Below are 14,068 nucleotides of genomic sequence, written 5' to 3'. Positions count from 1 at the left end.
CGCGGGCCATGCTCCCGCGGTGCGGCTGCATCGGTACGCCGGCCGGCCGGCCGCCCTGGGTGCTGGGTGGGGCGCCCTGGGCGGGGTTACGGCGCTGCTGCGCGCCCACGCCGTTCTGGACGTCCATCACGGCGTGCGCCACGAGACCGCCCATCGGGTCGTGCCGGATCAGGTCCCGGAGCCGGGAGCGCGACGAGCGCCCTTCGTTACCGGGGTAGAGGTGCTTGCCGAGTCCGACCGCGTGGGCCAGTGCGGCGAGCGCCGCGGTCCGCGGGTCCGGCGGTACGCCGGTGCGGATCGCACTGTCCAGCCGGGCCCTGATTTCCCGGCTGATCGCTGTGTCCGTCGCCTGATAGCGCGTCGTCGGCAGCACTCCGCACATCTGGCCCGCCACGGCATGCACCATGCCGCACCGCTCCAGATGCGAGAGATAGGTCTGGCGCAGCCCCAGTCGGGGCCCGCCAATCCAGTGGACGGCCCGGACCGGGCTGCCGCGTCTGCGCAGCAGCTCCAGTGCGGAGTCCAGAGTCGGATCTCCGGTCGGCCGTGGCATCACCACGGCGATACGATCCCCGTCAGGGGCTATCCGTCCTGCCAGAGCCAGCTCCACTAGCTGTGCTCCGGCCAGGCCGAGGTCGAGCGACTGCGGCTGCGCTGTGGTACCCGTGGCCGGGTCCAGAGCGAGCAGCAGAAGCTCCTCCGGAATTGTTCTGCGGCTCCTGCCCATCCATGCCTCCCCGCGTGGATGAATGACAGGGTGACCCCTCTCACATTGGTCTGTCGAGAGTGCCTGGGTGCTTTGTGCGGGAACCGTTATGTATGTCGTTCTCGTCTAGCACCGGGGCCGAGGTCCCAGAGCAGGACACTGGCAGATGGTTCGGACAGTCCGGTACGTCGGATGAGACATGAAGGAGACACGGTGGCGGGCGAGTCCCCCGGCAAGTCGGAGCAGCGGAATTCCTCGGGGGAGACGGCTCCGGGCGAACGTGACCCGAGGCTCGCGGTCTTCCGAGAATCGTCGCCGGAGGCGAGGCCGTCGGTCGTCGCAACCGCAAATCGCACGGAGGAATCCGAGGACCGGGACGCCCGGCGGTCCGCGTCTCCCGACCGCACGCTGACTCTGACGCCAGGGACCGCGCCCCGGCCCGTGGCGCCGACCGGGGGCCCGACCGAGAAGCCCGGGAAGGCCGAGGACGGCAAGGCCGACAATCATGGCCAGGCCGACAAGGCCGACAAGGCCGACAAGGACGGTAAGGCCGACAAGGACGGCAAGGACGAGACCGAGGCGCCGGACAAGCCTGTCGGTACCGCCGACGGTGACGTCCAGGACAGCTCGGACTCCGCTGAGGGCTCCGGTGCCGCTGCCGGTGTCGCTGCCGACTCCGGCGCTGCTGCTCCGTCAGGGAGTGGCGAGGACGGGGACGGTGACACTCCGTCGGCCGACAAGGCCGAGCCGAAGAGCGAGGGCGCGCCCACGCGGTCCCGCCCGGCCTGGGCCAAGGGCGACGGCGAGGACCGGAAGAGCGACGGCGGGGACAAGAAGGCCGACGGCGGGGACAAGAAGGACGACGGGAAGGACGACGGCGGGAACGGGAAGAAGGGCGAAGAACCCGTCGACCAGCCGACCGCCGTCTTCAAGGCGCTCCCACGGGAGCAGGTCGATCAGCCCACCACCATGCTCAAGCTGCCTCGCGAGCTGAAGGCGAAGTCGTCCACGGAGCCGTCCGCCGAGATGTCTGCCAAGGCGACCGCCGGCCCGACCGCCGAGCGGAACGCCGAGCCGTCCGCCAAGGCCGGTTCGACCGCCGCGCCGGCCGTCCAGCCGTCCGACGAGCAGGCCAGTACGTTCGTACCGCTGCGCAGGACCGACGTACCGCTGCCTCCCGCCGAGGCCGAGCGGACCCGGCAGCAGCCCATGCCGCCGCTGCCGCCGCTCGATCTGCTCGCCGAGCTGACCAACACTCCGCCGCCGCCCGAGACTCCCGTCCGTACGGCCGTCCGGCGGGTCAAGATCTGGACGCCGCTCGTCCTGCTCCTGCTGATCGTCTTCGCGGTCGTACAAGCCCTGCGGCCCCTGCCCACGCCCCGGCTGACGCTCTCCGGCGACCCGACGTACACCTTCGAGGGCGGCAAGCTCGATCTGCCGTGGCCCGGCGAGGGCCAAGGCGGTGCCGAGGTCGAGGGCGTCGGCACGATCGGTATGTACGGCGAGCAGAAGCCCGCGCCGATCGCCAGCGTCGCCAAGGCCATGACCGCCTATGTGATCCTCAAGGACCACCCGATCAGCGGCGACGAGGTCGGCCCGAAGATCACGGTCGACAAGCAGGCGGGCGAGGAGTCCGACCGTCCGGACGAGTCGACGGCGCCGATAAAGGAAGGCCAGCAGTTCACCCAGAAGCAGATGCTCCAGCTTCTGATGATCCCGTCCGGCAACAACGCGGCGCGGCTGCTCGCCCGCTGGGACGCCACGTCCGAGGAGGCCTTCGTCGAGAAGATGAACGCCGCCGCCAAGGACCTCGGCATGACGCACACCACGTACACGGACCCGAGCGGCCTGGAGGCCAGCACCGTGTCCACCGCCGCCGACCAGCTCAAGCTGGGCAAGGCGGTCATGCAGAACGATGTGTTCCGCGAGATCGTGAACACGCCACAGATAAAGATCCCGGGCGTCGAGCCGATGATCTACAACAACAACCGGATCCTGCTGGAGCCCGGCGTGAGCGGAATCAAGACCGGTTCCTCGACACCGGCCGGCGGCAATCTGCTCTGGACCGCGGACACGATCATCGACGGCCAGAGCCGGCGGATCGTCGGTGCGGTGATGGGCGCCCAGCAGGGTGCCACGCTGGACGACAAGCTCCAGCTCTCGATCGACAACAGCCTCAAGGTGATCAAGGCCGCCCAGGAGGGCGTCACCTCCGCCGCCGTCGTCAAGAAGGGCGAGGTCGTCGGGTATGTCGACGACGGGCTCGGCGGCCGTACGCCGGTCGTCGCGACGAAGGACCTGAGGGCGGTCGGCTGGGCCGGTCTCGAAGTGAAGCTCAAGCTGGGCGTGGGCGCCGACGGGCAGGTTCCGCACTCGGCGGAGGCCGGCACGGTGGTCGGCGAGCTGACCATCGGCTCGGGCACCGGCAAGGTCTCCACGCCGGTCGCGCTCCAGAAGGACCTGGCCGAGCCCGGCTTCGGCGCGAAGCTGACGCGTATCGGCTGAGCCTGAGCCGCGGCTGGGTTCTGTCCGACCGGGCAGGGCCCAGGCCCGTACCACCCGAGGAGGGTGTCCGCACCGGCGTGAGGTGTTCCTTACGGCGCCGGTGGGGGCACCCTCCTCGGCCGTTGTCACGTGCTAGCGTCCCGAAACGGACATCTGGCCGAACGGCATATGTCGGCCGGGCAACTGCGGGACGTGGGGACGGCGTCCTCGCAGACGACGAACACGCCGAACAGGGCGGCATGCCGGAGGGCGGTCGGGGCCGGTACACCGGGCGGGTGGGCAGACGGACGGTGAGACGGACGGACGGTGAGACGGAAAGACGTGGAGAGCCGCAGTGACGACCACTGAGCCGACGCACGCCGACGGCGACACCACTCCCGGGGAGCCTCCGGGAGACCAGGCCCCGGAAGAGGAAGGGCCGCGAATAGGGCTGCCCGCGCCGGAGGACGGCGCGGACCCGACGCCGGCTCCGGCTCCGGCTGCTGAGCACGGTACGGAGCCGGAGCCTCGGCCGAGGTCTGGCGCGGAGTCCCGTCCGGCGCCGGGACCTGAGCCCGGAACGGAGCCCCAGCCGCCCCACCCGGCGCCCAGTGCCGGGCTGCGGGCGCGGGTGGGGCGTCATCCGGTCCTCTGCACCACCCTGGTCGCCGCGGCCGTCCACGTGCTGTGGTTCGTCTTCTTCGCGAACAGCGGCGGCGACATCGCCGCCCAGGACGCCTGGGCCGAGTTCGTCGGCCGCTATCCCGACTCCGCGTACAACCTCGCCTGGTACGGCGGCATGCATCCCGTCTCGTACAGCGTGGTTTCGCCGTATCTGATGTCCGTCCTCGGTGTCCGTACGACGATGATGGTCGCCGGGACCGTGTCCGCCGCGCTGACCGCGCTGATCCTGGTCCGCGTCCGTGCCGTGCGCAATCCGGTGGCGTGCTCGGTCGCCGGGATCTTCGCGTTCCTCTGCAACGCCCTGTCGGGGCGGGTGACCTTCGGCCTCGGCGTGATGTTCGCGCTCGGCGCGGTCGCGGCGGTGTTCTGCTGGCCGCACCGCTGGCGTACGAAACGCTGGGCCAAGGCGGTCGCCGCCGCGCCGCTGGCCGGTCTCGCGACGGCGGCCAGCCCGGTGGCAGGACTGTTCCTCGGAGTCGTCGCGGCGGCGCTCTTCCTGAACAAGCGGCGCCCTGGAGCGTACGCGCTCGGCCTCGCGCCGGCGGCCGTCGTGGCACTCTCCGCGTGGCTCTTCCCGTTCTCCGGGACGCAGCCGATGTCCGTGGGAACGGCGTCGCTGCCCTTCCTGTTCGCGGTGTTCGTGTTCGTGCTCGTACCGAAGGAGTGGCGTACGGTACGGGCCGCCGCGGCCGTCTACGGCATCGGAGTGCTGCTGACGTATGTGATCGACTCGCAGATCGGGTCGAACGTGTCGCGGCTCGCCATGATCATCGGCGGTGTGGTGCTGTTCGCGGCCCTGCCGTACACCGTGCCGCGCAGCCGCCGCAGATACGCCCTGCTGATCGCCTTCGTCGGACTGAACGTCTGGATCGGCTTCAAGGGCGTGGACGACATGGTGCGTACGGCGCCGACGGCGTCCTGGGCGCGTGAGCTGGCACCGCTGGTCCACCAGTTGCAGCAGGCGGGAGCGGAGAAGGGCCGGGTGGAAGTGGTCCCGGCGCGAAGCCACCGCGAGGCCTCGGCGCTCTCGCCGTACGTCAATCTCGCCCGCGGCTGGAACCGGCAGGCGGACATGGAGCGCAATCCGCTCTTCTACGACGACACCCTGACCGCCGACAGCTACCGCGGCTGGCTCGACCGCTGGGCCGTGCACTACGTCGTACTCCCCAAGGGCAAGCCCGACTCGGGCGCCGGGCTGGAGGCGGCACTCGTAGAGCGCGGCCAGCCCTATCTGGAGCACATCTGGGGCGACGCCAACTGGCAGCTCTTCGCCGTCAAGGACCCCAAGCCGATGGCCGACCCGCCGGCGACGGTGGACCGCGCGGGCGCGGGCGAGCTGACGATCCACGTGAAGTCCGCGGGCCGGGTGCTGATCCGGATCCCGTACTCGCCGTGGCTGGGGCTGGTGGACGAGAACGGCAAGAGCGTCGTGCCTCCGCAGGAGACGGAGGCGTCGAAGGCGGACGAGGACGGCCCGAAGGTCTTCACCAACCCCAACGGCTGTCTGATGAAGGCGGAGGAGACGGTGGAGGGCGACGAATGGACCGAACTCCTGGCCCCGCGCCCGGGCGTCTACCGCCTGGCGGCGCCGTACCAACTGCCACGGGGGACGGCGTGTCCGGAGGAACTGCGGTAGGACATCCTCCAGTACGCCGCGACGGCGTCCCCGGGCCGAGGTCAGCTCAAGGTCAACGAATCGTCGGCTTCTGCTGCCGGGCGCCCTCGCGATCCTCCATAGTGAGGCGGCATGAGGTGCGAACGGTGCGGGAGTGGCCGGGGAGGCCCGCTGCCGGGCATGGCCTGTCCGGTGTGCGGTGCCACCGGTCGGACCGCCACCGGTCGTGCCGCCACTCGTACCGCCGCGGGCGGCACCCGTATCGGTATCCGTCCTGGGGCGCCGAGGCATGCGGCGTCCACGGCGTTTTCGGCGTCGGCGGCGGCCTCGGCCGATGTCTCCCACGTCTCCCAGCCGCGGAGGCGCGTGCGCGTGCTGGCCACGGCGGCGGTGCTCGCCCTCGGCTGTGTGGGCGCCACGGTCGTGGCGGTGGCCGGTTCCGGGGGCGGGAGCGGCGGGAGCGCGGTGGAGGACACCGAGGTCGCCGGCGTACCGACCGGATTCGGACCACCGCAACTGCCGGGCCTGGGCGGCACGGGCGAGCCGAGCGGGAGTGAGGGTGAGGGCGAGGGCGAGGGGCCTTCTCCGGACGACGACGCGACCGCTCCGTCCGACACGACCACCGGGTCCGGACCGGACGGCGGCTACACCGCCTGGGCAGGTCCCGGCTGCGCGTCCGGCGAGTACCGCGAGCACGGCCGCTTCGAGAACGGTGACGCCGCCTGGTACACCGTGACCTCCGGCGGCCACCAGGGCGACACCTGCGACGGCCGGTTCTCCGCCGTACCGATGTCCGGCAGCCCGGACCACGACCGCGGCTCGACCGCGGTCTGGTCCTGGAAGCTCGGCAAGGGCTACGCGACGTGCGCCCTCGCCGTCTACGTACCGGACAGCGGCCGGGACCGCGACACCGCCGGCCGTCCCACCGTCTACCGTGTGCTGACCGATCCGGCGGACACCACGTCCGTGTACGCGGCCTTCGGCGTACGCCAGACCGCGCACCGCGGCAGCCTGGTGAGCGTGGGCAGCTACCGGGTCGAGGGCGAGTCGTTCTCGGTACAGCTCCTCGACCGGGGACGGGACTGGGGAGGCGCGGAACGGTACGGCGCACACCACGCGGCGGCCCAGATGAAGGTCGACTGCGCCTGACGCCGGGTCCTGCCGCAGGAGCGCGCCGGGACCCGGCGCTTCTCATTGAGTCCGAGGTCTGAGGCCTGAGGTCACTGACAGGGGTGGGGCGGGGATGGCGCGTTGCCGACGTACGCCACCGAGCCACCGGGGCCGCTGAGCCGCTGAGTGCCGACTCGCCGGGTGCCGAGTCGCCGACTCGCCGACTCGCCGAGTCAGCGAGTCAGCGACCGAGGGCCTTGGCGAGCTGGTCCTTGCTCATCGATGAACGGCCTTCGACACCGCGCTTCCTCGCCTCGGCGTACAACTGGTCTTTCGTCGGTCCCTGCGCACCGCTGTGGGACCGCTGCCCACCGCGCTGCGAGGCGGACTTCGGGTCACGGAGGGAGGTACGGCTCGCCGTCTTCGCCTCGCCGGAGCGCGCCCGCTCCTTGTTCACCGTGCGCGACGCCATCTCCTTCGCCCGGCCTGCGGGCATTCCCTGCTGTTCCGCGGTCTCCTTGATGTGCTCGTACTGACGTTCCCGCTTGGGACTCGAACCTCGCGGCATGGCACTTCTCCTTGAACCAGGCTCCGCCCCTCGTGGGCCGAGCGCGCTCGGCATCGGCGCGTACCCGCTGAACCACGGTCCTCACATCCGGACCGCCGCGACACGCCCGCCGTTCCCACTGCACGCCCGGAACCGGCCCGGCGCGACACGAACTGAGCCGTACGGGCGACAGGGCCGGTTCAGCCACCTCAGCCGGTTCGGCCGGCGCTCCGGTCTTTGACTTCGACGGTCAGATCTCGCCACGACATCGCCAACCGCACCAACTCGCTGGCCGTCAAGCCGCCCGTCGTCAAGCCGGTCACCGCACGCAGAGGCTCGTCCGGGCAGAAGTGAACAACCGTCCCGGTCGTGCCGTCACCGGCGACGGGTTCCAGACCGGTCACGGGAACGCCGTGTTCGTAGCGCTGAGTCCAGGCTCCGTCCTGGCGGCGGTTGGTGTGGACGAGCCATTCACTCAGTGCCGCGACGACGGACATGCCCCGGCGCGGATGACCGTCAGGAAGCGGTTGCGCCTCGGGGAAGTCGAAGAACCGAAGGTCTTTCGACGCCATGATCGGCTTCTTCACGGCCTGGCCGTGTTCGTCCAAGCGTGTGTCCGTACCTCGCCCGTCATCCGCGACGGACACAGAACCGTCGGGGAGCAGAGTGACGACACAGCGTCCTCCGTCGTTGCACTCCGCCTCGTCGGCCGCGTACGCGACGACCTCAAGGATCAGATGCCCAGCACCACCAGGCGCGAACGCGGCGGGATTCCGCCGGATGCGCGCGAGGTGATCCAGATCCACGGCGCCGGCCCAATCGTGCGTCGTGTTACGCCAGGAGGCCCTTGATGTGTCCATCTGAGAAGTATCCAACCGGCCGCGCCACGGCGCGTGTCGGTTGTCCGTGGTGATCACGGAATCGGACGGCCTTCATGCATCAGCCATTCCGGTGCTCAGCAGGTGTTTCACAATCAGTTCCAGGTTTCCCCAAGGTCTCCCGGGAAGAGTGGTTCTCGCATCCGGCGAAGGCCGGCAGCAACCCGCACCAGCAATCAGCAAGCACCAATCAGCAAGCACCAAGCACCAAGCAGTACCGGAGGAGAGACCTATGTACATCCGTCGTGCCCTTACCGCCACCGCCGTCGGTAGCGCCCTGGCGCTGGCCGGCATGGCCGCACCGAGCTCATCGGTTGCCGCCGCCAAATACCCGGGCCAGGCCAAGTGCCCCCCGGGCGACTACCAGCTCTGCATCGACGGAGGCCCGGGCGGATTCACCATCAGCGGCAAGAAGTTCTCCGGCCATGACAACGCCATCCTGCTCAGGAATGTCAAGAACGTCACGGTCTCCGGGAACCAGTTCACCAACCTCAGCGGCTCCACCGGCTACGCCGGGGTCCATGTCAAGAACTCCTCCGGCATCGTGATCAAGAAGAACACCTTCTCCAACTTGCGCAACGGCGGCAACATGCACGGGATCTACCTGGTCAAGACCTCGGGCAGCAGCATCACCGGCAACAAGTTCTCGTCGATCACCGGCGATCCGGTGCGGATCAGGGACGGCAGCAAGAACAACACCGTCAGCGGGAACACCTTCACCGGCTCCGGCCAGTACGGCCTGTTCAGCGAGTGGGGCCGGCTGGAGAAGGGCGAGACCTGCGGCAGCGGCAACGTCTTCAAGAGCAACAAGTACAAGAGCGGCGGCTACGGCGGCAAGAAGATCTCGCTGATCAAGTGGGGCGGCAAGGGCGGGGGCAGCACCGGCCTGAAGCTCACCTGGGGCAACTGCAAGAAGGCGAGCATCACCAACAAGGGAGGCAACACCAAGCTCTGAGCGTGTGGTTCGACGCCGGGCAGCGGCCGGGTGGCGGCCGGATGGCAGCAGGGTGGCGCGGCAGCCCATGGCCGCCGCGCCAAAGATGCGTTGCTTCCTCAGACCGTTCCCGGGGCGTCAGGCTGTACTGCAAGTGACGGTTGGCCAGGTCCGATTGCCGTTGTGCTGAATGGTGACGCCCCAGTTGTTGCCGCTGCCGTTGGGTTTGGCGGTGAGCGTCTGGGCGTTGGGATAGGTGGCGTTGATGTTCCAGACGGAGAGGATCTTCGCCGGGGACGGTACGTTCATCGTCACGGTCCACTGATTGGATCCGGAGACCGAGACGCTGAGGTTGTACCGGTCGTTCCATTGCTGTCCGGCGGACAGAGTCACGGTGCATCCGCTGCCACCGCCATCACCACCACCGGCGCCGTCGGGAGCCACGGCGCGGCCGGTCTGCGGAGAGATCATTCCGGCGCACAGACCGCGGGCCGCCAATCCCTGGGCGATACGCGGGATCGCCGCGACCGTGTTGGCGGGCCAGTCGTGCATGAGGATGATCTGGCCGTTGGTGAGCCGGCCGGCGGCCTGGACGATCGCGTCGGTGCTGGCGTTGTTCCAGTCCTGCGAGTCGACGTCCCAGATGATCTCGGTGAGGCCGTACTTGGCCGCGACCGACTTCACCGTCGCGTTGGTCTCACCGTACGGCGGCCGGAACAGCTTCGGCGTGCCGCCGCCCGCGCCCGCTATGGCCTGCTGGGTGCGGGAGATCTCCGAGTCGATCTGCGCCTGGCTCTGCTGGGTCAGATGGGGGTGGGTGTAGCTGTGGTTGGCGACCCACATGCCGGCGTCGACCTGGGCCCGGACCTGGGACGGATTGGCCGCCGCGTACTGGCCCTGGTTGAACATCGTGGCCCGCAGCCCGTTCTGCCTGAGCGCGTTGAGCAGGCTCGACGTAGTGCCGGACGGGCCGTCGTCGAAGGTGAGCCCGACGTACCCGTTGCAGGCGGCGGCCTGCGCGGGGGCGGCTTGCGCGGGCGCGGCGGTGTTGACGGTGAGGGCGCTTGCCGCGGCCAACGCTACGACGGCCAGCCTCGTGACCAGGTTGCGTAAGGAGAGATGTGCTCTGGCTTTCATGAGGAGTGGTCCTCCAGCCTGGGGTGGGGGATTCGGGGGCCGGTCAGGATGCGCTGCACGAGACGGTTGGCCAGGTCTGGTTGCCGTTGTGCTGGATGGTGGCGCCCCAGTTGTTGCCGCTGCCGTTGGGTTTGGCGGTGAGTGTCTGGGCGTTGGGGTAGGTGGCGTTGATGTTCCAGGTGGAGAGGACCTTCGCCGGGGACGGTACGTTCATCGTCACGGTCCAGTTGCTGGAGCCGGTGACGGAGACGTTGAGGTTGTACCGGTCGTTCCACTGCTGTCCGGCGGACAGGGTCGCGGTGCATCCGCCGCCGCCACCGCCCCCACCGCCGCCGCCACCTGAACCGGCGTCGCCCACGGTGATGTTGGAGTTCCCGCTGCTCTGGTAGCCCTCGGTGGCGAGGATCATGTAGTTGAAGGTGCCCAGGCTCATACCGGCGCGGGCCCAGGCGTCGAAGTGGTTGCCGGTGGTGATGGTTCCGCCGGTCCTCTTCGACTGCCTGACGCTCCAGTACTGGTTGAAGGTGCGGATGCCCTCGATGGACGGGGCGTTGTAGCGCGTCGTCTGGTAGATGTCGTACGTACCGCCGTCGCTGGTGACGGTGCCCTTGTACGTTCCCGTGGGCCGGTACGTGCCCCAGTTGTCGACGACGTAGTACTCCACCAACGGGTTTGTCGACCATCCGTAGAGCGCCAGATACGCGTTGCCGGACGGGTTGAAGGTGCCCGAGTAGGTCACGGTCCGGCGTCCGCCGGTGCTCCAGCCCTTGCCGGCGACGAAGTTCCCGGTGTTGCTCCATGAGGTGCCGTAGTTGCCACCGGAGCCCAGGTTCATGGAGACCGACCCGGGTGAGTCGGTCCAGAACGAGTAGTAGTAACCGTTATTGGTGCCGGTCTGGTTCGTGGTGACGACCGTGTCGGCGCTGGCGGTGCCGGGCATGGCCAGCGCGGCCACGGCGACCAGCAACAGGGTGCAGACACTGCTGATGAGCAGCCTGAAGCGACCGGCCAACTCGAACCGTCCACGCCTGCGGCGCGTCGTGCGTGCGGGTGCGTCGTTCATGTGCGTGCTTCCTCCTCGTCCTCGTAAGGCCGATGGGGGCCAGGCAGCGTGACACGCGCTTGCGCAAGGTTGTCGGGGCCCGGAGCCAGGTCACGGTGCGGCCCACATCGACAGTGGTTGAGCTCTGCCGACGGCGACAGTGTTGGTCTGTCCATGTCGACTGTCAATAGTTTCGGCACCGAATGCGAAATATTCGTGGAGCCTGACACGATATCGGCGAGCATTCATGCTGCTCAAAGGCGCTATGTGACCGGTTAGGTGGAGGTGAAGGTAGAGGTGTCACGCATCTCAAGATCGTAATTCGGATAGCTGCTTCGAAATGTTTCGAAGATTTCTCGGATCACGCCGAAGGGGAACGGCAGGGAGGGGAAGCGCGGCCACCTTCAGGTTTTGTGTTGGCCCGGCACGCTAGGTCACGTCGATGCCGTACTCCTGGACCAGTTCCTCCAGGCCGCCTTGGTATCCCTTGCCGCCGATGACGAAGTCCCAGTCGCCACTGGAGCGGCGGCGGAAGGACCCGAGCACCAGGGCGGTTTCGTTGGGACGGCCGTCGGAGACTTCCAGCCGGTCCAGTTGGGTTCCCGTGGAGTCCAGCAGCCGGATACCGGCCATGGTGAACCCGGACAGATCAGCCGTGGGATTGGCCGCAGGATCGACTGCGGCAACGATGACGAGACGGTCGGCTCGCTCCGGCAGCGCGTCGAAGGACACTCGGACGGCGGCTCTGTCCGGTGCGGCAGGGGTGAGCGTGCGGACCGCGCCATCGGGCGTTTGTGGGTTGTTGAAGAAGACGAAGTGGTTGTCGTCCAGGACCCGGTTGCCCTGGCAGACGAGCGCGCATACGTCCAAGGCGACACCGCCCGACCAGTACATGCCCAACACGTTGTGGCTGTCCGCTCCGGTCCGGCCGTCCGCTCCGGTCTCGGTGTCCGGTGCTGTCCGCTGGGCCGGTACCGCGCGTTGGCCGCTGCCCAGTCGTCCGCGCAGCCCGTGGCGGTGCAGCAGGTCGACCAGTTCGGAGCCCGACACCAGTTCCAGGGGCTTGCCGTTGGCGAAGGTATGCGAGCCGGGGCCGAATCCGGATGTCGTGACCAGGACGCCCTTGTTGGCGCCGGCGTCCTGGACGGTGCCGTACAAGTCGCGGACGGCTGTCGGGGGCACGGTGTTGCGGTAGCGCTTGACCTGTACGACGATCTTGCCGCCGCGGATCGGGGCCGGGTCCAGCGCATCGACGTCCACACCGCCGTCATTGGAGCGCTGGGTCGTCACGGCCCGCATGCCCATGGCCCGGAACAGATCCGCGACCAGGGACTCGAAGGCGATGGGATCCATCTCGTAGAGATCCGGTTCCTCGTCTCCGCCGTGGGTGACGACGCCGTTGCCGATGTCTTCGGGAACCCGGCCGGGCCGCACCGTAGCGCCCTGGTCGGGGCGGGACGACAGCTGGCCCCGGAGGCCGTCCACCAGGCAATCGACAGCGTTCACCTGCTCCAGATGCAGCCCGGCGAAGATCGCACGCGACGCCATGACCGTGGCCAGGAACATGTGCGCCCGTCTGCCGGTCGCCGGGTCGTGGTCGTCCATGAAGCCGTTCAACGCGACGGAATCCAGCGCGCCGAACTCGTCCGCCGCGAAGAGATCATGCAGAACCAGCAGGAGACACTGCGCGAGCACATCCCGGTACAGCGCGCGGCGCTGCGCCACCGGCCGAGCCGTCTCCTTCTCCTGATCGGCGCTGGGCATATAGCGTACCGACTTCATCTCCGGGACGACGTCGTACTTGGGCAGCTCCCAGTTCAGTACCAACTGGCGTGCACCGGAGTCGTACGCGGCGGACACCTGACGCGGGAGATCCTCCGGCCATGCCGTCGAGGCGTAGAGAGCGGCGGAGAAGTACTCCACCGTGGCCTCGGAATCACCGTTGCGAAGCCCCGCCGTCATCTCGGCGATGCCGGCGTTGTGCCGACGGATCTCTCCCAGCTGGGCATCGGCCCATTGCCGGTACTGAAGCTGGGAGGCGGCCAACTGCTGCTGACGCTGTGCTTCCGCGGCCTGCGCTGCCTGCCAGTCACGCTCGAACCGGGCCCGCGCCTCCGCCTGCGCCTGAGCTCGCCGGGCAGCCGTCCAACCGCCCTGCGGCTGGTACTGGTTCGGATCAGGCATCCGGATGGGATGGGCGAGCCGGCCTGGGGAGAAGGCCTCGATCTGTTCGGGCCGGGCCAGTGCGCCGGCCCTGAAAGCCGGAGCCCGGCATCCTGCCGCCAGCAAACCCCGCAACGACTCGACCCGCGCGTCGAGCCCCTCCGTCCTCCGCCTGGCATCCGCCTCGCGCTGCTGCCGGTACGCCACCCGCTGCTCACGTTGGCTGGGCGCCAGGTCCCGCTGGTAGGCACGCTGTTGCCGTTCCTGATCCCGCTGATACCTCGCTTGCGCCTCCAACTGGCGTTGGTGCTGGCGTTGCGCCTCAGCCCAGATACCGACCAACCCATTGGAGCGACGACTCATGCGCATAGTCCGTGCGGTCGTTCGCGCTCGCCAGGATGTGGACACGGTCACTGCGACCGAACCTGCCGGTGTCCGCAGTGATGCGGGCGCGTTGGGAACAGTTCTCGCCCTGGCGCGAAGCGCTGGTCCTGGTTGAGCCGTGTGTCCGTCTGCATTCGGAGATCCTGCCGGCTCGGCGAGGGTCGTGTCCCCTGGGCTTCTCACCGCACGGGCGGGGCGGTGGAGTGGGAGTCGTATCGTGGGCGGGAGGGATCATCTGGGCGTTCGGGGGTTGAGTGCGGGTCGAAGACCATGCCGCTTGGGAGCGGGGCTTTCCGGTGAAGTACCTGCTAGTTGTATTGACCCGCAGCGTTGTTGACGCGGGTGATGGGGGGCTGGCCTGCGAGTGCGGTGTGGCCGCGGTGG

10 protein-coding genes are annotated in these 14,068 nt (G+C 68.9%); 4 read left to right on the top strand and 6 right to left on the bottom strand.

What is annotated here, in order from left to right; all coding sequences use genetic code 11:
- Positions 1-727 (bottom strand): GOLPH3/VPS74 family protein (locus tag GA0115259_RS11195; protein ID WP_093594545.1); only part of this gene is annotated, 727 nt, incomplete at its 3' end.
- A gap of 171 nt (positions 728-898) precedes the next feature.
- Between GA0115259_RS11195 and GA0115259_RS11190 the strand changes: the two genes are divergently transcribed.
- The 3 genes from GA0115259_RS11190 (at position 899) to GA0115259_RS11180 (ending at position 6,638) form a co-directional block, all read left to right on the top strand.
- A complete protein-coding gene (locus tag GA0115259_RS11190) occupies positions 899-3,211 on the top strand; it encodes a D-alanyl-D-alanine carboxypeptidase family protein (RefSeq protein ID WP_093594542.1) in 2,313 nt (770 codons plus the stop codon).
- 334 nt (positions 3,212-3,545) lie between these two features.
- Entirely contained in the window at positions 3,546-5,510 is a 1,965-nt protein-coding gene (locus GA0115259_RS11185) for a hypothetical protein (RefSeq protein WP_093594539.1), read from the top strand.
- A gap of 345 nt (positions 5,511-5,855) precedes the next feature.
- Complete coding sequence (locus GA0115259_RS11180) at positions 5,856-6,638, top strand: adhesin (protein ID WP_256097972.1); 783 nt, start codon at positions 5,856-5,858, stop codon at positions 6,636-6,638.
- A gap of 202 nt (positions 6,639-6,840) precedes the next feature.
- On the opposite strand, the gene GA0115259_RS11175 is transcribed toward GA0115259_RS11180, so the two are convergent.
- Positions 6,841-7,167 (bottom strand): plasmid stabilization protein, encoded by a 327-nt coding sequence (locus GA0115259_RS11175; protein WP_093594533.1) that lies wholly within the window; start codon positions 7,165-7,167, stop codon positions 6,841-6,843.
- Positions 7,168-7,355: 188 nt separating this feature from the next.
- On the bottom strand, positions 7,356-7,754 hold the full coding sequence (locus GA0115259_RS41675) for a hypothetical protein (RefSeq protein WP_237539912.1): 399 nt from the start codon (positions 7,752-7,754) through the stop codon (positions 7,356-7,358).
- 502 nt (positions 7,755-8,256) lie between these two features.
- On the opposite strand from GA0115259_RS41675, the gene GA0115259_RS11165 reads away from it, so the two are divergent.
- Positions 8,257-8,979 (top strand): right-handed parallel beta-helix repeat-containing protein, encoded by a 723-nt coding sequence (locus GA0115259_RS11165; RefSeq protein WP_093594527.1) that lies wholly within the window; start codon positions 8,257-8,259, stop codon positions 8,977-8,979.
- 117 nt (positions 8,980-9,096) lie between these two features.
- Here GA0115259_RS11165 and GA0115259_RS11160 read toward each other — a convergent pair whose 3' ends face one another.
- The 3 genes from GA0115259_RS11160 to GA0115259_RS11150 all read right to left on the bottom strand — a co-directional run bounded on the left by GA0115259_RS11160 (position 9,097) and on the right by GA0115259_RS11150 (position 13,663).
- Positions 9,097-10,095: a polysaccharide deacetylase family protein gene (locus GA0115259_RS11160; protein ID WP_093594524.1), complete on the bottom strand. Its 999-nt coding sequence runs from the start codon at positions 10,093-10,095 to the stop codon at positions 9,097-9,099.
- Between the two features lie 43 nt (positions 10,096-10,138).
- Positions 10,139-11,158 carry a glycoside hydrolase family 11 protein gene (locus tag GA0115259_RS11155; protein ID WP_093594521.1) on the bottom strand — a complete coding sequence of 340 codons (1,020 nt, stop codon included), beginning with the start codon at positions 11,156-11,158 and terminating at the stop codon, positions 10,139-10,141.
- Between the two features lie 408 nt (positions 11,159-11,566).
- Positions 11,567-13,663, bottom strand: a complete 2,097-nt coding sequence (locus tag GA0115259_RS11150; protein ID WP_176732503.1) for a restriction endonuclease — start codon at positions 13,661-13,663, stop codon at positions 11,567-11,569.
- Positions 13,664-14,068 lie beyond the last annotated feature (405 nt).

The sequence above is a fragment of the Streptomyces sp. MnatMP-M17 genome, from assembly GCF_900091995.1.
Lineage (GTDB): Bacteria > Actinomycetota > Actinomycetes > Streptomycetales > Streptomycetaceae > Streptomyces.
The sequence above is the reverse complement of the archived record's forward strand: the minus strand, read 5'-3'. Positions and strand labels throughout refer to the sequence as shown.